At 71.3% G+C, this 22,323-nt stretch carries 22 protein-coding genes; 11 read left to right on the top strand and 11 right to left on the bottom strand.

The genetic code is table 11. The features are described 5' to 3' along the window. Positions 1-26: 26 nt before the first annotated feature. Together FBZ33_RS28315 and FBZ33_RS28310 are read right to left on the bottom strand one after the other, a co-directional pair. On the bottom strand, positions 27-1,334 hold the full coding sequence (locus FBZ33_RS28315; RefSeq protein ID WP_088950361.1) for an ABC transporter substrate-binding protein: 1,308 nt from the start codon (positions 1,332-1,334) through the stop codon (positions 27-29). A gap of 184 nt (positions 1,335-1,518) precedes the next feature. Further along, on the bottom strand, positions 1,519-2,277 hold the full coding sequence (locus FBZ33_RS28310; RefSeq protein WP_141911334.1) for a maleylpyruvate isomerase family mycothiol-dependent enzyme: 759 nt from the start codon (positions 2,275-2,277) through the stop codon (positions 1,519-1,521). Between the two features lie 69 nt (positions 2,278-2,346). Here FBZ33_RS28310 and FBZ33_RS28305 point away from each other — a divergent pair, with 69 nt between their 5' ends. Continuing rightward, positions 2,347-3,429: a UDP-N-acetylmuramate dehydrogenase gene (locus tag FBZ33_RS28305; RefSeq protein WP_141911332.1), complete on the top strand. Its 1,083-nt coding sequence runs from the start codon at positions 2,347-2,349 to the stop codon at positions 3,427-3,429. Here the strand turns inward: FBZ33_RS28305 and FBZ33_RS28300 are convergent. Together FBZ33_RS28300 and FBZ33_RS28295 are read right to left on the bottom strand one after the other, a co-directional pair. After that, complete coding sequence (locus tag FBZ33_RS28300; RefSeq protein WP_141911331.1) at positions 3,426-4,226, bottom strand: class I SAM-dependent methyltransferase; 801 nt, start codon at positions 4,224-4,226, stop codon at positions 3,426-3,428. The genes FBZ33_RS28305 and FBZ33_RS28300 overlap by 4 nt on opposite strands. Before the next feature lie 81 nt (positions 4,227-4,307). Further along, on the bottom strand, positions 4,308-5,075 hold the full coding sequence (locus FBZ33_RS28295; protein ID WP_141911329.1) for an SDR family oxidoreductase: 768 nt from the start codon (positions 5,073-5,075) through the stop codon (positions 4,308-4,310). A 203-nt stretch (positions 5,076-5,278) separates the two neighbouring features. Here FBZ33_RS28295 and mshA point away from each other — a divergent pair, with 203 nt between their 5' ends. The 3 genes from mshA to FBZ33_RS33845 all read left to right on the top strand — a co-directional run bounded on the left by mshA (position 5,279) and on the right by FBZ33_RS33845 (position 8,443). Then, positions 5,279-6,643: a D-inositol-3-phosphate glycosyltransferase gene (gene mshA, locus FBZ33_RS28290; protein ID WP_141911327.1), complete on the top strand. Its 1,365-nt coding sequence runs from the start codon at positions 5,279-5,281 to the stop codon at positions 6,641-6,643. A gap of 57 nt (positions 6,644-6,700) precedes the next feature. Beyond that, positions 6,701-7,216 carry a YbjN domain-containing protein gene (locus tag FBZ33_RS28285; RefSeq protein WP_141911326.1) on the top strand — a complete coding sequence of 172 codons (516 nt, stop codon included), beginning with the start codon at positions 6,701-6,703 and terminating at the stop codon, positions 7,214-7,216. Between the two features lie 360 nt (positions 7,217-7,576). Beyond that, positions 7,577-8,443 carry a hypothetical protein gene (locus FBZ33_RS33845; RefSeq protein WP_370453110.1) on the top strand — a complete coding sequence of 289 codons (867 nt, stop codon included), beginning with the start codon at positions 7,577-7,579 and terminating at the stop codon, positions 8,441-8,443. 372 nt (positions 8,444-8,815) lie between these two features. Here the strand turns inward: FBZ33_RS33845 and FBZ33_RS28275 are convergent, their stop codons facing one another. Beyond that, entirely contained in the window at positions 8,816-10,111 is a 1,296-nt protein-coding gene (locus FBZ33_RS28275) for an MFS transporter (RefSeq protein WP_141911322.1), read from the bottom strand. Between the two features lie 98 nt (positions 10,112-10,209). Next, on the bottom strand, positions 10,210-11,496 hold the full coding sequence (locus FBZ33_RS28270; protein ID WP_141911321.1) for an MFS transporter: 1,287 nt from the start codon (positions 11,494-11,496) through the stop codon (positions 10,210-10,212). Positions 11,497-11,648: 152 nt separating this feature from the next. On the opposite strand from FBZ33_RS28270, the gene FBZ33_RS28265 reads away from it, so the two are divergent. Continuing rightward, positions 11,649-12,416, top strand: a complete 768-nt coding sequence (locus FBZ33_RS28265) for a phosphoglyceromutase (RefSeq protein ID WP_141911319.1) — start codon at positions 11,649-11,651, stop codon at positions 12,414-12,416. A 64-nt stretch (positions 12,417-12,480) separates the two neighbouring features. Here FBZ33_RS28265 and phoU read toward each other — a convergent pair whose 3' ends face one another. After that, positions 12,481-13,134: a phosphate signaling complex protein PhoU gene (gene phoU, locus FBZ33_RS28260; protein WP_088952041.1), complete on the bottom strand. Its 654-nt coding sequence runs from the start codon at positions 13,132-13,134 to the stop codon at positions 12,481-12,483. A 204-nt stretch (positions 13,135-13,338) separates the two neighbouring features. Between phoU and FBZ33_RS28255 the strand changes: the two genes are divergently transcribed. Together FBZ33_RS28255 and FBZ33_RS28250 are read left to right on the top strand one after the other, a co-directional pair. After that, a complete protein-coding gene (locus FBZ33_RS28255) occupies positions 13,339-14,622 on the top strand; it encodes a cell wall metabolism sensor histidine kinase WalK (RefSeq protein ID WP_141911318.1) in 1,284 nt (427 codons plus the stop codon). Positions 14,623-14,645: 23 nt separating this feature from the next. Beyond that, positions 14,646-15,329, top strand: a complete 684-nt coding sequence (locus tag FBZ33_RS28250) for a response regulator transcription factor (RefSeq protein ID WP_030329696.1) — start codon at positions 14,646-14,648, stop codon at positions 15,327-15,329. Positions 15,330-15,566: 237 nt separating this feature from the next. Here FBZ33_RS28250 and FBZ33_RS28245 read toward each other — a convergent pair whose 3' ends face one another. After that, positions 15,567-16,364: a hypothetical protein gene (locus tag FBZ33_RS28245; protein WP_141912993.1), complete on the bottom strand. Its 798-nt coding sequence runs from the start codon at positions 16,362-16,364 to the stop codon at positions 15,567-15,569. Between the two features lie 80 nt (positions 16,365-16,444). Between FBZ33_RS28245 and FBZ33_RS28240 the strand changes: the two genes are divergently transcribed. Then, the gene (locus tag FBZ33_RS28240) at positions 16,445-17,389 is read left to right on the top strand and encodes a Ppx/GppA phosphatase family protein (RefSeq protein ID WP_141911316.1); all 945 of its coding nucleotides are present in this window, start codon (positions 16,445-16,447) and stop codon (positions 17,387-17,389) included. Positions 17,390-17,464: 75 nt separating this feature from the next. Then, positions 17,465-18,271 (top strand): sugar phosphate isomerase/epimerase, encoded by an 807-nt coding sequence (locus FBZ33_RS28235; RefSeq protein ID WP_088950350.1) that lies wholly within the window; start codon positions 17,465-17,467, stop codon positions 18,269-18,271. 30 nt (positions 18,272-18,301) lie between these two features. Here FBZ33_RS28235 and FBZ33_RS28230 read toward each other — a convergent pair whose 3' ends face one another. From FBZ33_RS28230 to FBZ33_RS28220, 3 genes are read right to left on the bottom strand one after another with little or no spacing between them, the layout of a single operon-like run. Continuing rightward, positions 18,302-18,889, bottom strand: coding sequence for a CGNR zinc finger domain-containing protein (locus FBZ33_RS28230; protein WP_088950349.1), 588 nt, complete (start codon positions 18,887-18,889; stop codon positions 18,302-18,304). A 19-nt stretch (positions 18,890-18,908) separates the two neighbouring features. Next, positions 18,909-20,075, bottom strand: a complete 1,167-nt coding sequence (locus FBZ33_RS28225) for a glutathionylspermidine synthase family protein (protein ID WP_141911314.1) — start codon at positions 20,073-20,075, stop codon at positions 18,909-18,911. A 1-nt stretch (position 20,076) separates the two neighbouring features. Beyond that, the gene (locus tag FBZ33_RS28220; protein WP_231927149.1) at positions 20,077-20,349 is read right to left on the bottom strand and encodes a hypothetical protein; all 273 of its coding nucleotides are present in this window, start codon (positions 20,347-20,349) and stop codon (positions 20,077-20,079) included. A gap of 149 nt (positions 20,350-20,498) precedes the next feature. Here FBZ33_RS28220 and FBZ33_RS28215 point away from each other — a divergent pair, with 149 nt between their 5' ends. Together FBZ33_RS28215 and FBZ33_RS28210 are read left to right on the top strand one after the other, a co-directional pair. Then, positions 20,499-21,419: a proline dehydrogenase family protein gene (locus FBZ33_RS28215; protein ID WP_088950347.1), complete on the top strand. Its 921-nt coding sequence runs from the start codon at positions 20,499-20,501 to the stop codon at positions 21,417-21,419. A gap of 103 nt (positions 21,420-21,522) precedes the next feature. Then, complete coding sequence (locus FBZ33_RS28210) at positions 21,523-22,323, top strand: alpha/beta fold hydrolase (protein ID WP_141911312.1); 801 nt, start codon at positions 21,523-21,525, stop codon at positions 22,321-22,323.

Below are 22,323 nucleotides of genomic sequence, written 5' to 3'. Positions count from 1 at the left end.
GGGGCCCGCCCGCACGATCGCTCGGGCTACTTGGCGGCGGCCTTCTTGGCGTTGGTCACCGCGTCCGTCCAGCCCTGCGCGGGGCTGCGCTGGCCCAGCTCCACGGTCCGCACGGCGTTCTCCACCTCGGTGCGGACGGCCTGGTTCTTCGGGCCCATGTAGACCGGCTTGAGGCTCTTCGCGCCGGTGCCGAAGATCGAGCCGACGGGCGCCCCGGAGAAGTACGTGTTGGTCGCGCCGGTGATCGCCGGGTCGTCGAGCGCCTGCGGGGACGAAGGCAGCGGGCCCTTGGCCTTGAACGCGCCGATCTGACCCTTGGCGCTGGTGAGGAACTTCGCCAGCTCGATCGCCTTGGCCTGGTGCTTGCTCTGCTTCGGCACGGCGAGGTGCGACCCGCCCCAGTTGCCGCCGTTGCCGGGCACCCGTGCGATGTCCCACTTGCCCTGGGCGGTCGGGCCCGCGTTGGCCTCGATGACGCCGGTCATCCAGGCGGGGCAGGCGATGGTGGCGAACTTCGACTGCTTGAAGGCGGACACCCACTCCTCCGACCAGGAGCCGTACTTGCCGGAGAGGCCCGAGTCGATGATGTCCATGGTGGTGTCGTAGGCCTGTCGCACGGCCGGGTTGCTGTCGACGACCAGCTTCTCGCTGGTGTCGTAGTAGCTGTAGCCGCTGCTGTTGCCGGCGGTCTGCAGCAGGATCGTGTTGAACGTGTTGGTGGCCGCGTCGAGGAAGGACGCCCCGGTCTTGGCCGCGGCGAACTTCTCACCGGTGGCGATGTAGTCCGGCCAGGTGGGCCAGAGCTTGGAAACCTCGTCGCGCTCGGTGGGCAGGCCGGCCTTCTCGAAGAGGTCCTTGCGGTAGCACATGGCGATGCCGCCGACGTCGGTGCCGAGGCCGATGAGCTGCTTGCCGTCGGCGGTCATGCCGGCGTTCCACTTCCATTCGAGGAAGTTGCCCTTGAGGTCGGCGGCGCCGTGGTCCAGCAGGTTGACGAAGTTGCCGGGGTTGGCCTTGTACTCGACCATCAGCCCTTCCTCGATGGCCACCACGTCGCCGGCGCCCCGGCCGGCGGCGAGCCACTGGGTGAGCTTCGGTGAGTACTCGTCGAGGTTGGTGCCGGTGCCGCGCTCGACGATCTTCACGTCGGGATTCGCGGTCATGTACTCCTGGTAGAGCTGCTCGTAACCGAACTGACCGAAGACGTCGACGGTCAGGGTGACGGGCCCGTCCCCGCTCTGCTCGTCGCCGCCACCGCAGCCGGCGGTGACGAGCAGGGCGGTGGTCGCGGCGAGGGCTACCGCGGCGAGCCGGCGGCGCGGGAAGACAGCCATGGGTTTCGACCTCTCTCAAGGTGGTCGGTGGTGGCAGATGGGTAAGAGAGCGCTCTCACGGACAGGGTGCTGGGACGTGTCCGGCCCTGTCAAGAGAGCGCTCTCTTTGATATTCGGACGTGACCCACGACGAGTTCGAGGGCGCCCCCCGTCAATGGGTGACGCCCTCGTCGAAGAGGCCCGCTCAGTCGGGGCGCAGACCCTCCAGCAGGCCCCGGTCGCCGGCGACATCCAGCGTCTCGAAGCTCACCCGGCCCCAGAGCGCCAGCAGCAGGTCGCTCGCGTTGCCGCTGACCTGCGCCCGGGCATGGTGGTCGTCGTGGTCGAAGATGGTCGCGGTGTCGAGCAGCGCCACCCCCTCGCCGCGCAGCCGCAGATACCACTCCTGGGCCGCGTCCGTCGCGGAAAGCTGCACCACCCCGTGCCAGTCGCCCGGCACGTGCCGCCGGCCCGCCGGCAGCCAGGTGTCCAGAACCTCGCTCACCCCGTCGGCCGCCAGCTTCGCCTCGACCGGGTCACCGGCCCCGATGGCGAGCTGGGCGTCCCAGCGGTGCACCGCCGTCTCGTGAGCCATCCGACGTGGCCAGAAGCCGGCCTTCTTCGGCTGCGGCGCCCAGTTCCACGCCGGTGCCTCCGGGTCGAGGCCGTCGAAGACGGTCAACAGCCGGTCGTACCCCTGCTGCCAGAGCTGGAGCGGGCTCACGCCCGGGTCCGCCTCGAGCGGCTCGCGGCGGGCCGGCTGCGCGGTCGCGCCGGAGCCGACGAACGACGACACCCAGTGATAGATGCCAGCGAGATGCAGTGTCAGGTCGTTGACCGTCCAGCCCGGACAGGACAGCACCGGTGTCTCCGGCGGCGCCTCGGCCACCGCCGCCGCGAATGCCGGACCCTCCGCCCGGAGCGCCCCGATCCAAAAATCCTTGCTGCCCTGCAGTCTGCTCATCGCCATCCTCCCGGGGGTGCCGGGCGACCAGTGGGTGCCACGGCTACTACTCAGCCTAAGGTGAAGGGCGTGCCAGACGCCTCCGCCCAGCCGACAACCGCAGCCGATCGTGCCATCCCTGGTCCACTGGCCAGCTACACGACTCTAGGGATGGGTGGGTCGGCCGCGCGCATCGTCGCCACCGGCAGTGCCGAAGAGATCATCCGCGCGGTCCGGGACGCGGACGAGCAGGTCCTGGTCCTGGCCGGTGGCAGCAACCTGGTGATCGGCGATTCCGGCTTCCCCGGCACGGTCGTCCTGGTGCGCTCCCGGGGCCTGCGCGTCGTCGCGGAGGACGCCGGGTCGGTCACCGTACGGGTCGAGGCCGGCGAACCGTGGGACGACCTGGTCGCCGCCACGGTCGCCAACGGCTGGGCCGGTCTGGAATGCCTCTCCGGCATCCCCGGCTCGACCGGGGCAACCCCGATCCAGAACGTCGGCGCGTACGGCCAGGAGGTCGCCGAGACGATTACCGGCGTCGAGGTGTACGACCGGGTCGAGGGCACCCGCCAGATCATCCCCGCCGCCGACTGCGGGTTCGCCTACCGAGGCAGCATCTTCAAGTACGCGGACCGCTGGGTCGTGCTCTCCGTCGACTTCCGGCTCACCCGGTCCCCGCTCTCCGGGCCGGTGCGCTACGCCGAGCTCGCGAGGGCGCTCGGTGTCGAGGTGGGCGACCAGGTGCCGCTGGCGGACGCCCGGGCGACGGTGCTGCGGCTGCGTGCCGGCAAGGGCATGGTGCTCGACGCCACCGACCCGGACACCCGCTCCGTCGGCTCCTTCTTCACCAACCCGGTGCTCGACGGGGCGACGTACGAGCTGCTCCGGGAACGCGCCGCCGACATCGGTGACCCGCCCGCCTGGCCGGGAGCCGACGGCATGGTCAAGGTCAGTGCGGCCTGGCTGATCGACAAGGCCGGCTTCACCAAGGGCCACCCCGGCCCGGGCGGGACGGCCATCTCCAGCAAGCACACGCTCGCCCTCACCAACCGCAGCGGCACCGCCCACACCGCCGACCTGCTGGCCCTGGCCCGCGACATCCGCGACCAGGTCCACGCCCGCTTCGGCGTAACCCTCCACCCCGAACCAGTCCTGGTGAACTGCGCCCTCTAACCGACTCGCGCCGGGAGGGGCCAGGGGAGGGTCAACTCGCCCTGGCGCCAGCGGCTGGGGCCGTCGAGGACGGGCCAGCCGGTTTCGCGGAGCCGGCTGACCGCTCTGAGCCAGCGTTGGCGGGGGCCGAAGGTGGCGTACGGGGCGGCGGCCTGCCAGGCGTCGTCCAGCGCGCGGATCAGATCGTGCACCGGCTCACCGGGAACGTTGCGGTGGATCAGCGCCTTGGGTAACCGCTCGGCCAGCTCCGCGGGGCTGCCCAGCGTGGTGAGCTTCGCCGCGAGAGTCAGCGTCCGGGGGCCGTGGGCGTCGATCAGCAGCCAACTGGCGAGGCGGCCCAACTCGTCGCACGTGCCCTCGACGAGCGCCCCACCCGGGGCGAGCGCGGCGGTCATCGTCCGCCAGGCGTCCGGCACCTCGCTCTCGTCGTACTGTCGGAGCACGTTGAACGCGCGGACCAGCACCGGCCGGAGCCCGGCCAGCTCGAACCCACCCCGGGCGAACGTGAGGCCGGGTGGGTCGGCGGCCGACGCCGCCGCGGCCACCCGGGCCGGGTCGATCTCCAACCCGACCAGCCGTACGTCCGGACGCACCCCGGCCGCCAGCCGAGCGCGCAACTCCACAGCGGTCACCGGGGTGGCGCCGTAGCCGAGGTCGACCACCAGGGGGTCGGCCGCCGCCGACAGCCGGTCGGCACAGGTGGCGACGATCCAGTTGTCCACCCGACGCAGTCGATTCGGGTTGGTCGTGCCCCGGGTGACCACGCCGAGCGGCCGACGCCGCGCCACGCCGCTCATACCCGGCTCACTCCTCGCGCCTCACTGGACCGCTGGTGTTCGCGACTGCGGGGCTCGCAAACCCGGCTCACTCCTCGCGCTTCACTGGCCGACTCGGTGCACCTTGTGCTGGGCGGCCTGCGCCCGTGGCCGGACCACCAGCCGGTCGATGTTGACGTGCTCCGGGCGGGTGGCGCACCAGGCGATGCAGTCGGCGACGTCCTCGGCGACCAGCGGCCCCGGCACCCCGGCGTAGACGGCGGCCGCCCGCTCGGCGTCACCCTCGAAGCGGACCAGCCCGAACTCGTCGGTCTTCACCATGCCCGGGTCGATCTCGATCACCCGCAGCGGCCGGCCGCACAGCTCCAGACGGAGGGTGCCGGCGATGGCGGTCTGCGCGTGCTTCGCCGCCGTGTAGCCGCCCCCACCTTCGTAGACGGTCAGGCCGGCGGTGGAGGAGACCACCACGATGGTGCCGGAACCGGAGGCCTCCAGCGCGGGCAGCAGCGCCTGGGTGACCCGCAGCGTGCCGAGCACGTTCACGTCGTACATCCACTGCCAGTCGGCGACCGAGCCGGACTCCACCGGGTCCAGTCCACGTGCCCCGCCGGCGTTGTTGACCAGCAGGGTGACCGGCCCGGGTGCCTGGGCGGCGGCCTCGGCCAGCGCGGCCACCGACTCGTCCGAGGTGATGTCGCAGGTCACCGCGGTGGCCTGCCCGCCGGCGGCGGTGATCTCGGCGACCAGGTCGGCGAGGCGTTCGGCGCGGCGGGCGGCGGCGAGCACGTGGAAACCCTCGGCGGCGAGCCGACGGGCGGTGGCCGCGCCGATCCCGCTGGATGCTCCGGTGACGATGGCGACAGAGGTCATTTCGACATTGTCCCCCGGCCGCACGACCCGCCCCGACCGGGCGCGGGGGCAGCCATTGACGGCGTCCCGTTGATGAGGTCCGTCACCCGTGGGGGCCGCGCCGGGAATTTCCGAAGCCCGATGGGGAAGATGACATCCGGCGTACAGGTTGACCGAGAAGCGCCGGTCGTGCGGACGGCATCAACCGTGGCAAAGGAGCGGATGTGGCGGAAATGCACACCGGTGTCGGGCGTCAGCGAGGTGCCCAACCGTGGCCCCGGCCTCGCCGCATCGCCACCCTGTCGGTACACACCTCCCCCCTGCACCAGCCCGGCACGGGCGACGCCGGCGGAATGAACGTCTACATCCTCGAAGTCGCCCGGCGGCTCGCCGAGGCCAACGTCGAGGTGGAGATCTTCACCCGGGCCACCTCCGGCGACCTCCCGCCGGTTGTCGAGATGGCGCCCGGCGTGCAGGTCCGGCACATCACCTCCGGGCCCCTGGAGGGCCTCACCAAGGAGGAACTGCCCGGCCAGCTCTGCGCCTTCACCGCCGGGGTGCTGCGCGCGGAGGCGTCCCGCCCGCCCGGGCACTACGACCTGATCCACTCCCACTACTGGCTTTCCGGCCAGGTCGGATGGCTGGCCAAGGAGCGGTGGGGTGTGCCGCTGGTGCACACCGCGCACACCCTCGCGAAGGTCAAGAACGCCCAGCTCGCTGCCGGTGACCGACCAGAGCCGAAGGCTCGGGTGATCGGCGAGGAGCAGGTGGTCGCCGAGGCGGACCGGCTGGTCGCCAACACCCGGGTCGAGGCCAGTGACCTTCTCGATCGGTACGACGCCGACCCCGCCCGCGTGTCCGTCGTACAGCCGGGTGTCGACCTGGGGCGGTTCCGGCCCGCGCCGGGCGAGCGGTCCGCGGCTGCCCGCGAGGCTCGCCGTCGGCTGGGGCTGCCGGCCGAGGGGTACGTCGTCGCCTTCGTCGGTCGGATCCAACCGCTCAAGGCCCCCGACGTGCTGATCCGCGCGATCGCCGCGCTGCGCGAGCGCGACCCGGCACTGGCCGACCAGGTGACAGTGGTGATCTGCGGCGGGCCCAGCGGCAGCGGCCTGGACCGGCCCACCGCCCTGATCGAGCTGGCCGGCACGCTCGGCGTCACCGACGGGGTGCGGTTCCTGCCCCCGCTCACCGGCGACGATCTGCCCGCGTTGTACCGGGCCGCCGATCTGGTCGCCGTGCCGTCACACAACGAATCGTTCGGGCTGGTCGCCCTGGAGGCACAGGCCTGCGGTACGCCGGTGCTGGCCGCCGCCGTCGGAGGACTGGTCACCGCCGTACGGGATCACGTGAGCGGGGTACTGATCGACGGCCACGACCCGGTCGACTGGGCACGTGCGCTGGGCCGCCTGCTGCCGGACCGGGCACTCCGGGCGGTGCTGGCCCGTGGCGCCGAGCAGCACGCCCGGCAGTTCTCCTGGGACCGCACGGTCACCGGCCTGCTCGGCGTGTACGGCGAGGCGATCGCCGGGCACCGCGCCCGACTCGCGGCGGACCTGGCCGGTGATCCGGCGCTGTCCTGCTCCTGGTGACCGGGTACACCGGTCGCCAACCGGTGCGTCGGCCGGGTCGGTCGTAGAGTGGGTCCGGTGAGCCCGAAGAGCGATCTTGCGACCCTGATCGAGTCGGTCTGTGCCGAGCGTGACCTGGCCTGGGAGTCGACCGGCCCCGGCGCGTACGCGGTGACCCTGCCGGGCACCCACAAGCTCAAGACGATCTGCAACCTGATCGTCGGCGAGCACGCGCTGCGCATCGAGGCGTTCGTGATGCGTCAGCCGGACGAGCGCCGCGAGGAGCTGTGGGCCTGGCTGTTGCAGCGCAACGCGCGCATGTACGGCGTCTCCTTCTCCACCGACGCGGTCGGCGACGTGTACCTGACCGGTCGGGTCAACCCGGCCGGCGTGGACGCCGACGAGTTAGACCGGCTGCTCGGTTCCGTGCTCACCTACTCCGACGAGTCGTTCGACACGATGCTGGAGATCGGCTTCGGCAGTTCGATCCGGCGGGAGTACGAGTGGCGGGTCAAGCGCGGCGAGTCGACCGCCAACCTGGCCGCGTTCGCCCATCTCTTCGAGCCCTCCGGCTCCGGCCCCGACCCGGCCTGACCACACAGCGGCACCGCGCTCGGTGCCGCGCCTCCCGCGCCTCCCGACATGAGGGTGGTTCGGACTGCTCCTGACGGGTATGCCGCACCGCGCGGTGCGGCAAGGGACCCCCGCGCGCCGAGGACGGAGTGCCAAGGAGCGGAGCATCTCATGGCTCAGCGGAACAGCTCAGGTCGCGGCGCGACTGCGACCAGGACGAAGCGAGAGGCCGGCAACCAGACGCCGGGTACCCCGGGAGTCTCCGAGTCGGAGATCTCCCGGATGCGGGTGGACGACATCCGCGGGCAACTGCGCAAACGCGGGGTCTCCGGGATCTCCGCGATGCGTAAGCCCGACCTGGTGAAACAGTTGGTGCGCTCGATGGGGGCCGGCGCGGGTCGGAGCAGCACCGGCCCGTCGGGTCGGGCCACCGGCACCAGGGCGTCAGCGGGTCGTGCCGCCGCCACCAAGAAGTCGGCGGCCAGGGCGGCACCGAGCCGGGCGAAGGCCGCGCCGGCGAACAAGAGCGCACCGGCGAAGCGGGCCGCGGCGAAGAAGACGACCGCCGCCCGCAAGTCGACGGCGGCCAAGCGGACGACGGCCGCGAAGAAGACGACAGCCGCGGCGAAGAAGACGACAGCCGCCAAGAAGACGACGGCGGCGACGTCGACGGCCGCGCGCAGGACGGCGACGGCCCGTACGGCGCCAGCCCGCAAGGCGCCGGCAAAGAAGGCACCGGCGCGGCCGGCGGCGAAGCGTACGGCAGCGGCGAAGCGCACGACGGCGAAGCGGGCGGCGCCCGCCAAGCGCACCACGGCAAAGCGTGCGGCCCCTGCCAAGCGCACCGCGCCGGCCGGTGGCGGCGCGGCAGCCGGCGGGATCCGAACCGGACGGGGAACCGGACGGTCGGTCCGCAGCTCACAGGTGATCTCGTCGTTGGCGGATCGGCCGGAGCGGCCCGGGCGGAGCCTGATCACCGCCAATCACGAGGTGATCCAGCGCTGGGCCCGGGAACGCGGGGCAAAGCCGGCGACCATCGCCGGCACCGAGCGGGATGGTCGAGCGGGTGTGTTGACCTTCAACATCCCCGGATACCGGGAAAGCAGCCGGATTCGGGAAATCACCTGGGATGACTGGTTTTATACTTTCGACCTGCGCAAGCTGAACCTGATTTATCAGGAACAGATGCGCGACGGCCGGCAGAGCAACTTCTTCCGGACCGAGTCACCCGATCGGGAAGACGGTTAGGCGTTTGCGGGAATGGCTGCCGGGTACGCGGCTGTTGCCAATGACCGAGGCCGGAACAGCGGATACTCGCCAGTTGTGACGGGCGAGACAGCCGATCTGGGTTGAATCCAGAATCCGGGCGAACTAGCTTTATTGCACCGCACCACGCTTGGAAACGTTCGGGGGAGCGGCGGATCGATCAGATCCGCGCACCAGGCGAGGTGCGAGGGGACGGGTGGACAACCGTTGGGGGACGGTGACCACCTGTTTGGACCGGCGGCGTGAGCGGGCGACGCTTACGGGGGTGAGTGTCTGCCCGCCGCCGCCGGCCCCACCGGCGGGCGCCCACCATGACTTTCGGGTCGTGGTGGGCGCTTTGCCGTGGAATGCCGATTACGCCGTTGGTACGCGGTCTGCGGTTGTCGTCGATTCCGCCCGGGCGGCCTGACGCAGCGCGGCGACGTGTCGTTCCCGGGATGGCCCGGCCAGCAGATGTCCGAGCGCGGCCAGCAGGCCCACCCCACCCACGATCAGCCAGTGCAGGTCGCCGAGGTGCTGAAGGCTCACTCCGCCGAGGGTGGGAGCGATGAAGGCGGCTGCCGGGAACGTCAGGTAGAAGACCGACTGGTAGCGCGCGCGCAACTGCGGCGGTGCCAGGTCGGCGTTGATCTGCGCGTTGGGCGGGGCGGCGAGCATCGAGCCGACCGTCCAGACCACCGCGGCGCCCAGGTAGACGGCCAGTTCGTCGGCGACGGCGAGCACCCCGAAGCCGAGTGCCAGCAGTGCGGTGGAGGCGGCCAGCACGACGTCCTTGCGGTGCCGGTCGATCAGCCGGGGCACGAACAGTTGCCCGATCACGATCAGCGCGCCGCCGAGCGCCACCACCACCCCGTACGCCGACGGGCCCAGGCCGTCCGCCCGCATGGCCAACGGCATGATCGTCGACGTCTGCATGGTGAGTACGGCCAGCACGAAGGTGAGCCCGACGAAGACCAGGAACGTGCGGTCGGTCAGCGCGGTGTGCAGCCCTGGCCGGCGGGGCCGGGCGGACCTGGTGGCCGGACGAGCGGCCGGCGGACGGTCGGCTGTGGGCTTCGCCAGCCGCAGGGTTTCCGGCACCTTCCAGCCGATCACGGCGGCGGCGGTCAGAGTGGCACCGGCGTCGACCAGGAACAGCGCGGTGAAGCTCGCCTCGGCCAGCACCCCGGCGAGCAACGAGGCGACAGCCATGCCCAGGTTGAACGCCCAGAACTGGAGGTTGAAGGCGCGTGAGCGGCGTTCGGCGGGCACCACGTCGACGATCGCCGCGACGAACGCCGGGCTGGGCATCGAGTGGACCACGCCGACGAGCGCGGCGAGCACCGCGATCAGGAGAAGGGGTCGGCTGAAGGCGAGCGCCACCATCAGGGCGGTCGTTGCCAGGTGCGCGGCGAGCAGCGTCGCCCGGCGACCCCACCGGTCGGCGAGCACCCCGCCGAGCAGCACTCCGGCCGCTCCACCGGCCCCGTACGCGCCGACGACAGTGCCGGCCAGCCCGACGCTCGCCCCGCGTACGTCGGTGAGGTACAGCGAGAGGAACAGCATGGCGAAGGCGCCGGCCCGGTTGATCAACAGGCCGGCCCAGAGATACCAGAAGGTGGCGGGGAGTCCGCCTGCGGTGTCGTGCCACCAGCGCCGCGCGGCGTACAACCGACCTCCCTACAGTTCAGCTTCTTAACCGTTTCATTTGCACGGTAGAAAACCCGGGCCGCGTCGCGCCAGTTGAAGCCCGAACCTCGGGCGTGTCGTCAGACGGCGGCCTCGGCGGGCTGGGACCCCCGGGTGGCGGTGACCGGTGTCAGCGCCTCGCCGGAGCGGCGCAGCGCGGCGGCACGCCGCTCCCGGGCCGGCCCCGACACCAGGTGGGCCACCGCGGTCACGACACCGAGCACGGCGCAGCCGTACCAGAGCGCGTCGTTGCCGATGTGCTCACGCACCAGGCCGCCCAGGATCGGCGCGCTGGCCCCGGCGATCTGCCAGGAGAGGGAGAAGACGCCCTGGTAACGGCCGCGCAGCTCGGCGGGGGAGAGCTCAGCGATCAGAGTGGAGTTGGACGGCGAGTTCAGCATCTCGCCCACCGTCCAGATCAGCACGGTCAGCCCGTAGAACCAGGCGGTACCGGCGAACGCGGTCAGCCCGAACCCGACGCCCATCACCACAGATGCCAGCGCGAGCACGTGTGAGCGGCTCCGACCCCGGATCAGTCGGGGCACGAAGAGCTGGCCGACCACGATCAGGATGCCGTTCAGCGCGATCACCGAGCCGTAGGTGGCCGGGCTCAGGCCGTCGTCGCCCATCGCGATCGGCAGCATCGAGATGTGCTGGAGGAAGACCAGCGCGGCAAACAGGTTGAGTGCCACGAAGCCGAGGTAGACCCGGTCGGTGAGGATCGTGCGCAGGGCGCCGCGCGGAGCCGCGGTGGTTGCGGTGGCGGTGACCGAACGGGCCTGTCGGGTCTCCGGCACCCGGCTGAAGATGATCAGCGCGGTGATCAGCATGGTGGCCGCGTCGACCACGAACAGCAGCAGGTAGTCCGCCTGCGCGGCGAGACCGGCGAGGACGGCGGCGCAGGCGAAGCCCAGGTTGATCGCCCAGTAGTTGAGCGAGAACGCCCGCAGCCGGTCCTTCGCCGGCACCACGTCGATCATCATCGCGCCGAACGCGGGTCGGGCCGCCTCGGCGAACATGCCGAGCAGCAGGGCGCCCAGCGCCACCGCCCAGAGGTCCCGGGCCAGGCCGAGGCCGAGCATCATCGCGGCGGCGCCCACGTGTGCGGTGAGCAACGTCGGTCGCCGGCCCCACCGGTCCGCGAGAGTGCCGCCGGCGGTGGTGCCGAACGCGCCGCCGACGCCCCACAGGCCGATCACCAGCCCGGCCTGCGAGGCCGAGAAGCCGCGTTCCTGGGTCAGGTAGATGGCGAGGAACACGAGGACGAACGAGCCGAGCCGGTTGATCAGGGTGCCCGACCACAGGTACCAGAAGGTGGTGGGCAGGCCGCCGGTGGTGTCCCGGAACCAGCTCCGCATCGTCCGCATATGGCGCCCCGCTTGCAAGTAATGACCGATATGACTGTCGCGCCTTACAACCCTAGTGGCGGGCGGAGTCGCTGGTCACCCGGATTTTCACGTGGTGGTCGTCACGACGGCTGCCCGCGTGTCCCCTCGGCGGTTGAGGCAGGATGATCCGCATGACTGCGAGCGAAGGGCCCACCGTCGGGACGCTGGTCCTGCTGCGACACGGTGAGAGCGACTGGAATGCCAAGAACCTCTTCACCGGTTGGGTGGACGTCGACCTGACCGAGAAGGGCGAGGGCGAGGCGAGGCGCGGCGGTGAGCTGATGCGCGAGCACAGCCTGCTGCCGGATGTCGTGCACACCAGCGTCATGCGCCGTGCGATCCGCACCGCCGAGCTGGCGCTCAACGCCGCCGACCGGCACTGGATCGCGGTGCGCCGGTCGTGGCGGCTCAACGAGCGGCACTACGGCGCCCTGCAGGGCAAGAACAAGAAGCAGACCCTCGACGAGTACGGCGAGGAGCAGTTCATGCTCTGGCGCCGGTCGTACGACACGCCGCCGCCGCCGATCGCGGACGACGACGAGTGGTCGCAGGTGGGTGACCCCCGCTACGCGCTGCTGCCGACCGAGCTGATGCCGCGTACGGAGTGCCTCAAGGACGTCGTCGACCGGATGCTGCCCTACTGGTACGACTCGATCGTGCCGGACATCCTGGCCGGCCGGACGGTGCTGGTGGCCGCGCACGGCAACTCGCTGCGCGCCCTGGTCAAGCACCTCGACCAGATCTCCGACGAGGCGATCGCCAAGCTCAACATCCCGACGGGCATCCCGCTGCGCTACGACCTCGACCCGCAGCTGCGCCCGCTCACGTTGGGCGGCACCTACCTCGACCCGACCGCCGCGAAGGCAGCCGCCGCGGCGGTGGCCAACCAGGGCCGCTGAACTGTCGGAAAGGGCCCCCGGTCACGCGCGAAGCGATGACCGGGGGCCTTTCTCGTCTCGTACGTCAGTTGCTGGTGGGCGCGCTCTGCCCGGTGATCAGGTAGATCACGTGCTCGCCGGCGTTGACCGCGTGGTCGGCGAAGCGCTCGTAGAAGCGACCCAGCAGGGTGGCGTCGATCGCGGTCTCCACCCCGTACGGCCAGTCGTCGCCGAGCAGCACCGCGAACAGGTTCTTGTGCAGCTCGTCCATGGCGTCGTCGTCGCCGTCCAGCTCGCTGGCGAGGTCGACGTCGGGCTTCGCCAGCACCGAGCCGATCTTCACCGCCATCCGGTCGGCGATCTCGGACATCTCGGTGAAGACCGTCCGTAGCTCGGCCGGGACGGCCGGGGAGGGGTGCCGGCGCAGCGCGGTCTTCGCCACGTGCTCGGCCAGGTCGCCCATCCGTTCGAGATCAGCGGCCACGTGCAGCGCGGTGATCATCGCCCGGAGGTCGGAGGCGACCGGCGCCTGTCGGGCGAGCAGGTCACAGACCCGCTCCTCGACGTGCCGGTAGAGGTCGTCGATCTCGGCGTCCCGCTCGATGACCGTCTCGGCGGCCTGCCGGTCGGCGGTGAGCAGGGCCCGGGTGGCCTGGCGCATGGCGGCGCGGACGCCCTCCGCCATGTCCACCAGCAGTTGGCTGACGATCTGGAGGTCGGCCCGGAACTCGTCGCGCATCATCACGTCCTGTGGTCGGTCGCCGCCGACGGGTGCCGGCGCAGGGGGTTGAGCAGGTGCGACGCCAACGGTAGGGCGCTCGGACGGACCCCGGATGAACCACGGTGAACGACGCCAGACGCGGGGGTGAACAGTTCTCAAAGTGAGGGTGGTTCGTCCCGATCTGTGTGGTAGCCAGGTTAACAATGACCCTACGATCGCCGGGTGGAGTGGGCAGTGGCGGTCGTGGTCGCCGTGGCGTTGGTGGCCGGGTTGGCCGCCGGTTTCCTGCTGCCCCGGTTCCTGCCCGCGCGGGACGGCCGCTCCACGTCGACGGGCAGCGCGAGCTCCCGCTGGAGCAGGGGGAGGCCCGCGATAGCCGACGAGCAGCAGACCGGGCTCGGCCGCCGGACGATCGACTCGCTCCGGGCCGGTGTCGTGGTACTCGACAACGACGACGAGCCCGTGCTGATCAACCCGGCGGCCCGCGCGATGGGGCTTCTGCGTGCCGGCAGCAGCCCCGGCTCGATAGCCGCGCACCCGCTGATCCGTACCCTTGCCGGTCAGGTGCGACGCACCGGCGTGCGGCGCGAGATCGAGCTTGACCTGCCCCGAGGTCGCGACAGCGCGGGCGAGAACCCGCTCGGCGTGCACCTGCGGGCGATGGGTCTGGGCAACGGTTTCATCGCAGTCGAGGCGGTCGACGTGACCGAGTCGCACCGGCTGACCCGGGTGCGACGCGACTTCGTGGCCAACGTGAGCCACGAGCTGAAGACCCCGATCGGCGCGCTTCAACTGCTGGCCGAGGCCCTGCTGGACGCGACCGAACCGGCCGACGCGGCGGCGCCCGACCTCTCCGAGGACCTGGTGGCCGCCCGCCGATTCGCCGAACGGATCCAGCACGAGTCGACCCGGCTGGGCCGGCTGGTGCAGGAGTTGTTGGAGTTGACCCGGTTGCAGGGCGCCGAACCGCAGCCGCCACCGGAGCCGGTCGCGCTGGACTGGGTGATCGCCGAGGTGGTCGATCGGACCCGCACCACCGCCTCCGCCCGAGGTGTCGAGGTGACCGTGGACGGTCAGCGGGGCCTCACGGCGTACGGCAGCGACTCGCAACTCGCCACGGCGGTGGCGAACCTTGTGGAGAACGCCATCAACTACTCCGGCGCGGACACCGCGGTGCGGGTCACCCTGCGCGGCGACGACGAGCACGTCGAGATCGCCGTCGCTGACCAGGGCATCGGCATCGCGCCCACCGACGTGGACCGGATCTTCGAACGGTTCTACCGGGCCGACCAGGCCCGCTCGCGTGCCACCGGTGGCACCGGGCTCGGGCTGGCGATCGTGAAACACATCGCGAGCAACCATGGCGGACGGGTCGAGGTGTCGAGCACTCTTGGTGGTGGATCGACGTTCACCCTCCGGCTGCCTGCCAGTCCACCAGACGACCTCCTGGCGACACTGCCGCCGGTTGGGATCGAGTCCGGTCCGGCTGGGCTACGGCAGGTCTGACAGCAATGGAAAGGAAACCCCCGTTGAGCCGCGTTCTCGTGGTCGAGGACGAGGAGTCGTTCTCCGACGCCTTGTCGTACATGCTCCGTAAGGAGGGTTTCGAGGTTTCGGTCGCCGCGACCGGAACCGACGCCCTCACCGAGTTCGACCGGACCGGCGCCGACATCGTGCTGCTCGACCTGATGTTGCCCGAGATGTCGGGGACCGAGGTCTGCCGGCAACTGCGGCAGCGCTCGGCCGTGCCGATCATCATGGTCACCGCCCGGGACAGCGAGATCGACAAGGTGGTCGGGCTGGAGATCGGCGCCGACGACTACGTCACCAAGCCGTACTCGCCGCGGGAACTGGTCGCCCGGATCCGGGCGGTGCTGCGCCGGCAGAGCCCGGAGGTGGCCGAGGCGGGTGCCCCGACGCTGGCCGCCGGGCCGGTGCGGATGGACATCGAGCGGCACGTGGTGACAGTCGACGGCGGCGCTGTGCAGCTGCCGTTGAAGGAGTTCGAGCTGCTGGAGCTGCTGCTGCGCAACGCGGGCCGGGTGCTGACCCGTGGGCAGCTCATCGACCGGGTCTGGGGGGCCGACTACGTCGGTGACACCAAGACGTTGGACGTGCACGTCAAGCGGCTGCGCTCCAAGATCGAGCCGGAGCCGTCCGCGCCGCGCTTCATCGTCACCGTGCGGGGTCTGGGCTACAAGTTCGAGCCGTGATCGGCGTACCTGAAGGGGCCTGCGCTCGGCGCGGGCCCCTTCAGGCTGTCCGCCGATGTCGTAGACGAGTCAGCTCCAAAGGCGTCCCACCCGATGCCCCGGGCTCCTCGTCCGCAGCCGTCGTGGCGTCGCTCTCCAAGCGAGCGAGCAGCGCGGCGTGGCGGTTGATGATCTCGTCCGCGAGGCCGCCGAAGTCGGTGGCGTCTCGCCGTGCCGGGTCGTCGTCGCGTGGCCGCGTCACAGTTGGTCGGCGGGGTGCGGGGCGACCATGCCCTGCTTCGTCCGGGCCGCGCACAGCTCGGCCAGCCGCTCGTACGCGGCAGCGCCGATCAGCGCGGTCAGCTCCGGCCCGTACGACAAATACATCGGCTCGGCGCCGACGTGCGCGTCTGTCGAGGAGGTGCACCACCAGTCCAGATCGTGCCCGCCCGCTCCCCAGCCCCGCCGGTCGAACTCGGACAGGGTGGAGACCAGCACCTTGGAGTTGTCCGGGCGCTTGACCCAGTCCTGATCGCGGCGGATCGGCAACTGCCAACAGACGTCCGGCTTGTATTCCAACGGGTGCACGCCGTCGCGCAACGCCTGGCCGTGCAGAGCGCAGCCACCGCCGCCGGCGAAGTCGGCGTCGTTGAGGAACACGCACGGGCCCTCGGCGCCCTGGGTGGCGGTGCGGCGGGCCGCGTTCTTGCCGTCGATGGTGTCCTCGTCGGTCCAGTTCTTGAACCCGCGCCGGAAGTGCTGCCAGGTCTCCGGGGTGAGCCGCTTGACGGCGTTGCGGACCCGCTTCTCGTCGTCCGAGTCGGTGAAGAACGCCCCGTGCGAGCAGCAACCGTCGGAGGCCCGACCGGCGATGATCCCGTGGCAGCCCTTGCCGAAGATGCAGGTCCAGCGGGAGAGCAGCCAGGTCAGGTCGGCCCGGATCAGGTGCGTCTCGTCAGCCGGGTCGGCGAACTCGATCCACTCCCGGGGAAAATCCAGTGGCACCTCGCGACTGCGCGGATCGCCCGGGTCGTCCACCAGCACACGGAGCTCCATCGTCACCCGGCCCAGCGTACGCGCGGTGACGTCCGCAGGCCGGCGAGCCGCGCAAACGTGTTGCGCCTAGGGTCTTCACCATGCGACTGGGTGTCCTCGACGTTGGATCCAACACGGTGCACCTCCTCGTGGTTGACGCGCACCACGGCGCGCACCCGTGGCCGGCGCACTCCGAGAAGGTGGTGCTCCGGCTGGCCGAGCAGATCGGCCCCGACGGTGCGCTGACCGAGGCGGGCGCCGACGGGCTGGTCAAGGCCGTCGGCATGGCGAAGGCGGCGGCCGCCGGGCTGGAGGCCGACGACCTCATCGCGTTCGCCACGTCCGCGGTGCGCGACGCCACCAACGCGGCTGACGTGCTGGCCCGGGTCCGGGACGAGACCGGCGTACGGCTGGCGGTGCTCTCCGGCGCGGACGAGGCGCGGATGACGTTCCTGGCCGTGCGGCGGTGGTTCGGCTGGTCGGCTGGTCGGCTACTGGTGCTGGACATCGGCGGTGGCTCCCTGGAGATCGCCGCCGGGATCGACGAGGACCCTGCCGCCGCGGTCTCGCTGCCGCTCGGCGCCGGCCGGCTGACCCGGGAGCGACTGCGGGTCGACCCGGCCAGCGCGGCCCCGCCGTCGGCGGAGGCCGTCGAGAAGCTCCGCGAGTACGTGGACGGCCGGCTGGACAAGGTGGTCGACCAGATGACCGAGGTCGGCTGGGATCGGACGGTGGCCACCTCGAAGACGTTCCGCACCCTGGCCCGACTGGCCGGGGCGGCACCGTCCGGTTCGGGGCTCTGGATGCGTCGCAGCCTGACCCGCGCCGGGTTGCGGCAGGTCATCGGGTTCATTCGGCACATCCCACCGGCGCAGCTCATGGAGCTGGAGGGTGTCAGTGCGGGTCGGGCCCACCAGTTGCTGGCCGGCGCGGTGGTCGCCGAGGCGGTGATGCGCCGCCTGGATCTGGACTCGCTGGACATCTGTCCGTGGGCGCTGCGCGAGGGGGTCATCCTCCGTCGGCTGGATCAACTCGAACCGATCTGAGCGGGCTCCCGGTTTCGGTCGATTTGCCGGCGCTCGTCACGATGTCCCGGGCGCTGCCGGGCTACGCTGGTTGATGTGACTTCCCGCGTTCCCGTGCTCCTGTCCAGCTCGTCGGTCTTTCCCGAGCCGACCGCGGCGGCGTTCCAACTGGCTGCTGCACTCGGCTACGACGGCGTCGAGGTGATGGTCTGGACCGACGTGGTCAGCCAGGACGTTGGCGCGCTGCGCGGCCTCTCGGAGCACTACGGCGTGCCGGTGCTCTCGGTGCACGCGCCCTGCCTGCTGGTCACCCAGCGGGTGTGGAGCCCGGACCCGTGGGAGCGGCTGCGCAAGGCCGCCGAGCTGGCCGAGACGCTGGAGGCGCCGACCGTCGTGGTGCACCCGCCGTTCACCTGGCAGCGGGACTACGCGCGCAACTTCACCGAGGGCTTGGCCACCGTCGGGGACCGGTTCCCCGGGCTGCGCTTCGCCGTGGAGAACATGTATCCGGTGCGGATGGCAGGCCGGCAGTTCGTCCCGTACGTCCCGGGTTGGGATCCCACCGACACCGGCTACCCGTCGTACACCCTGGATCTGTCGCACTGCGCGGCCTCGCACAGCGACCCGCTGGAGATGGCCGACCGGATGGGTGCCGGCCTGGCGCACGTGCACCTCGGCGACGGCACCGGTGAGGGCCGCGACGAGCACCTGGTGCCCGGTCGTGGCACCCAGCCGTGCGGTGAGCTGCTCTCCTCGCTGGCCGGGCGTGGCTTCACCGGCTCGGTGGCGGTGGAGGTCGCCACCCGGGGCGCGAAGAGCCGCGCGGTGCGCGAGGCCGACCTGCGCGCCGCGCTGGAGTTCGCCCGCCAGCACCTGACCGCGCCGTCACCTGTCGACGTCTGACCCGTCCGCCCGAACCGGGCGGTGGCGGTGTCAGCTGACCGGCGAGAGCGAGTCGACGCCGGCGGTCGGCTGCGCGGCGACCGTCACCTGCTCGCCGATTGCCGCCCGCTTGCGGGCCCGGTGCGCCGCCACGTGCGAGCGGGTGGCGCACCGCTCCGAGCAGAACCGGCGGCAGCAGTTGGACGACGTGTCCAGGTAGACGTTGCCGCACCGCTCGTCGGCGCAGACCCCGAACCGGGCGCTGCCGTACTCGCAGAGCCAGACCGACAGCCCCCAGACCGCGCCGGCCAGGTATTCGGCACTGACCGAGGCGCCCCGGCTGGTGACGTGCATGTGCCAGTCGCTGGAGTCGTGCCCGGAGATGCGCGGCTGCACCGGAAACGCCTCCAGCAGCGCGTTCAGCTCGGTGACCGCCTGGCCGTCACGCCCGGAGGTGCCGTACTCGAAGACGTCGCGCAACCGTTTCTGGGCCCGTCGGAAGATCGCGACGTCCCGGTCCGCGACCTCGTCGCGCATCCAGGCGTTGTCGTCGGGGAAGAGGGCCCGCAGGTCGTCGAGGTCGTCCAGGCGGGCGTTGACCAGGTCAACACCGGTCCGGGCGTACGCGTCGAAGTTCACGCCCCCAACGGTAGACGACTCACGGGGTGCGCGGCGCGTCGATGTAGTGCGGCAGGAACCGCGCGTAGCCGTCGGTGATCAGGCTGGCGCTCTCCCGCACCCCCACCCCGGCCGATTCGCCGTCGACGATCCAACTGCCCAGCACCATCCGGTTGCCCTCGAACTGCGGCAGCGCCCGGAACTCCTGGTAGCACCAGCCCTCGTCGCCGTAGATCCCCGGGTTGGTGATCTCCTCGTCGGCGGTGACGATGCGCACCGAGCCGCCCTCCCGGCCGAGCAGGGGCTTGGCCACGTACTCGGACATGCCGCGCGGCGAGTCGAGGTACGCCGGGAGCAGGTACTCGTGGTCGGGGTACAGCTCCCACAGGACGGCGAGCAGCGCCTTGTTGGACAGCAGCAGCTTCCAGGCCGGCTCGATCCAGGTGGTCGGGGTGCCCGGGGCCAGCGCCGCTGGCCCGTACGGCTCGGCCAGCATCCACTCCCACGGGTAGAGCTTGAAGCACGTGGTCACCGGAAGGTCGTCGGCGTCGACGAAACGCCGGCCGTCCCAGCCGATCTTCTGAATGGGGAGCAGCTCGACGTCGAGGCCGGCCTGTCGGGCGGTCTCGGCGAGGTAGCCGGCGGTCATGTGGTCCTCGCCGGACTCCTCCTCGTTCGACCAGAGCACGTGCACCCGGCGCTCGTGCAACCCGGCCCCGATCTTGGCCCAGGCGCCGACCAGCCGTTCGTGCAGGCTGTTCCACTGATCCAGCTCCGGCCGGGTCTCCTCCAGCCAGTACCACTGGATGATGCTCGCCTCGACCAGCGCGGTCGGGGTGTCCGCGTTGTATTCCAGCATCTTCGGTGGCCAGGTGCCGTCGTACGCCAGGTCGAAGCGCCCGTAGAGGGTGGGTGGCGCCTCGCGCAGTGACCGGGCCACCGCGTCGGCCGCCCACTCCGGGATGCCGAACTCGGCGTACCGGCGGTGGGTCACCACGTGCTCGGCGGCGGCCACGGACATCCGGTGCAGCTCCTCGGTGGCTTCCTCCAGGCGCAGCACCTCGTCCAGGTCGAAGGCGTACGCGGCGGTCTCGTCCCAGTACGACATGATCCCGCCGTCCGGCAGCTCGGTGTCGACGTAGACCAGCCCCTGCTCCCGGATGGTGGTGTCCCAGTCGGGTCGGGGTGTGACCGTCACACGGCGCATGTCAGCCGCCGCAGGAGGCGAGGTGGGTGCCGAACCCGCCGCGATCGGGCAGAGCCGCGGTGGTCGGCTCCGGGGCGGCACGACCGGCGGCGGAGTCGGGGACCCGCATCGCCAGCGCGACAGTGTCGCCGCCGCCGACGGGCCCGAGGGCGCAGTCGTCGTCATCGTCGTCGTCCGAGGTCATGTTGCAGCCGGAAAGGGCGAGCGCGAGAGCGGTGAGCGCGCCAAGCTGCACGGAGGCCGACCGGAGCCGGCGGCGGGGGCGTTGGTCCACGGCATCGTTGTAGCCGATCGGCGCCACCGCCGCCGTCCCGCCCCTGGGTCAGGAGGGATTTTGTTGTGGAACGGACCCTTCCCGGCATCCGGGCGGGCCGTACCGCCGCCCCTCGGCGGGGGCCCTGGCAGGGGCGATACGCTCGGCTCATGCTCCGTTCCGTCATCCTCGCCGCCTCCCGGTCATCCCAGGTCGAGCGGCTCGTCGCGACTGCCCCGTACACCCGGGACGTCGTCCGCCGGTTCGTCGCCGGCGCTGCCACCGACGACGCGTTGCGCGCGACCCGCGGGCTCGTCGACGACGGTCTCGCGGTCACCCTCGACCACCTCGGTGAGGACACCGTCACCCCCGAGCAGGCCGTCGCCACCCGCGACGAATACCTGAAGCTGCTGAAGATGCTCGCCGCCGCGGGGCTGACCCCGGCCGCCGAGGTGAGTGTGAAGCTGTCCGCGCTCGGCCAGATGTTCGACGAGCAGTTGGCGTACGACAACGCGCGGGCGATCTGCGCGGCGGCCGACGCGGCGGGCACCACTGTCACCCTGGACATGGAGGACCACACCACCACCGACTCGACGCTGGAGGTGCTGGGCAGGCTGCGCAAGGACTTCCCGTCGACCGGCGCGGTGCTCCAGGCGTACCTGCGCCGGACCGAGTCGGACTGCCGGGAGCTGTCCTCGGCCGGGTCGCGGGTGCGGCTGTGCAAGGGCGCCTACAAGGAGCCGGAGTCGGTGGCCTACCAGTCGGCCCGTGAGGTGGACAAGTCGTACGTGCGCTGCATGAACATCCTGATGTCCGGCGACGGCTACCCGATGCTGGCCACCCACGACCCCCGGATGATCGCCATCGGTGAGGACCGGGCCCGGTGGTTCGACCGGGGGCCGGAGCGCTTCGAGTTCCAGATGCTCTACGGCATCCGCCCCGAGGAGCAGGCGCGCCTCGCGGGCGAGGGCTACACAGTGCGGACCTACGTCCCGTACGGCGACGAGTGGTACGGCTACCTGATGCGCCGGCTCGCCGAGCGCCCGGCCAACCTGGTCTTCTTCGGCCGCGCCCTGATCTCCAAGAAGTAACCCGACATCGGTCGACGGGCCGGCGGTGACCCCCGGGGTCGCCGCCGGCCCGTTTCGCGTGATCCGGGTGACGACCTTGACCAGGAGCCCTAGCTTCTGAGCTGTGACAAGTGGCCAGGTGCGGCGCGACGGCGGACACATCGCGTACGAGGCGCGCGGGCAGGGCCCGCTGGTCGTCCTCGTGCACGGCATGGGGGAGAACCGGGCGAGCTTCCGGCACCTCACGCCACTGCTGGTGGCAGCCGGTTACCGGGTCGCCCAAGTCGACGTCCGGGGGCACGGGGAGTCCAGTGCCGGCTGGCCCACGTACGCACCGGCAGAGGTCGGCGCCGACCTGTTGGCCGTGGTCCGCGACCTCGATGCCGGGCCGGCCGTGCTGGTCGGCAGCTCGTCCGGCGCAGCGGCGGTGGTCTTCGCCGCCACCGACGCCCCGGAGCTGGTCTCCGGCATCGTGCAGATCGGCGCTTTCGTCGGTCAGCCGAAGCTCAACCCGCTGCTGCGGCTGACGCAGGCCGCAGTGCTGCGCAGCCCGCGACTGTTCGGGAGGTTCCACAACACGCTCTTCCCGGTGCACCGGCCCACCGACGACGCCGCGTACCGCCGGTCGATGGTGGCCAACCTGCGTGAACCTGGCCGGATGGCCGCGACGCGCGGCGTGATCGCGCCGGCCGAGCCGCGCTGGACGGCCCGCGCCCCCCAGGTCCGGCAACCCGTGCTGGTGCTGATGGGTTCCAAGGATCCGGACTTCCCCGACCCGGGCGCGGAGGCCCGGGCCGCCCGCCGGCTCTTCCGCACCGCCGAGGCCCGGATGATCGAGGAGTCCGGCCACTACCCGCACGCCGACCGGCCGCAGCGCACCGCGGAGGAGCTGCTCGGCTTCCTGGCGGTGTGCACCGGTGTCTAG

Origin of the sequence: Micromonospora sp. A202 (genome assembly GCF_006715105.1) — a bacterium.
Taxonomy (GTDB): domain Bacteria; phylum Actinomycetota; class Actinomycetes; order Mycobacteriales; family Micromonosporaceae; genus Micromonospora; species Micromonospora zamorensis.
This window is presented reverse-complemented; position numbering and strand designations above follow the sequence as displayed.

Excerpts from the sequence above, each read along its gene's own strand:
- FBZ33_RS28215 (WP_088950347.1), top strand. The coding sequence starts at position 20,499 with ATGCTCCGTTCCGTCATCCTCGCCGCCTCCCGGTCATCCCAGGTCGAG.
- FBZ33_RS28295 (WP_141911329.1), bottom strand. The coding sequence starts at position 5,075 with ATGACCTCTGTCGCCATCGTCACCGGAGCATCCAGCGGGATCGGCGCG.
- FBZ33_RS28310 (WP_141911334.1), bottom strand. The coding sequence starts at position 2,277 with ATGAGCAGACTGCAGGGCAGCAAGGATTTTTGGATCGGGGCGCTCCGG.
- FBZ33_RS33845 (WP_370453110.1), top strand. The coding sequence starts at position 7,577 with ATGGGGGCCGGCGCGGGTCGGAGCAGCACCGGCCCGTCGGGTCGGGCC.
- FBZ33_RS28240 (WP_141911316.1), top strand. The coding sequence starts at position 16,445 with ATGCGACTGGGTGTCCTCGACGTTGGATCCAACACGGTGCACCTCCTC.
- FBZ33_RS28315 (WP_088950361.1), bottom strand. The coding sequence starts at position 1,334 with ATGGCTGTCTTCCCGCGCCGCCGGCTCGCCGCGGTAGCCCTCGCCGCG.
- FBZ33_RS28270 (WP_141911321.1), bottom strand. The coding sequence starts at position 11,496 with ATGCGGACGATGCGGAGCTGGTTCCGGGACACCACCGGCGGCCTGCCC.
- phoU (WP_088952041.1), bottom strand. The coding sequence starts at position 13,134 with ATGCGCGACGAGTTCCGGGCCGACCTCCAGATCGTCAGCCAACTGCTG.
- FBZ33_RS28245 (WP_141912993.1), bottom strand. The coding sequence starts at position 16,364 with ATGGAGCTCCGTGTGCTGGTGGACGACCCGGGCGATCCGCGCAGTCGC.
- FBZ33_RS28300 (WP_141911331.1), bottom strand. The coding sequence starts at position 4,226 with ATGAGCGGCGTGGCGCGGCGTCGGCCGCTCGGCGTGGTCACCCGGGGC.
- FBZ33_RS28265 (WP_141911319.1), top strand. The coding sequence starts at position 11,649 with ATGACTGCGAGCGAAGGGCCCACCGTCGGGACGCTGGTCCTGCTGCGA.
- FBZ33_RS28225 (WP_141911314.1), bottom strand. The coding sequence starts at position 20,075 with ATGCGCCGTGTGACGGTCACACCCCGACCCGACTGGGACACCACCATC.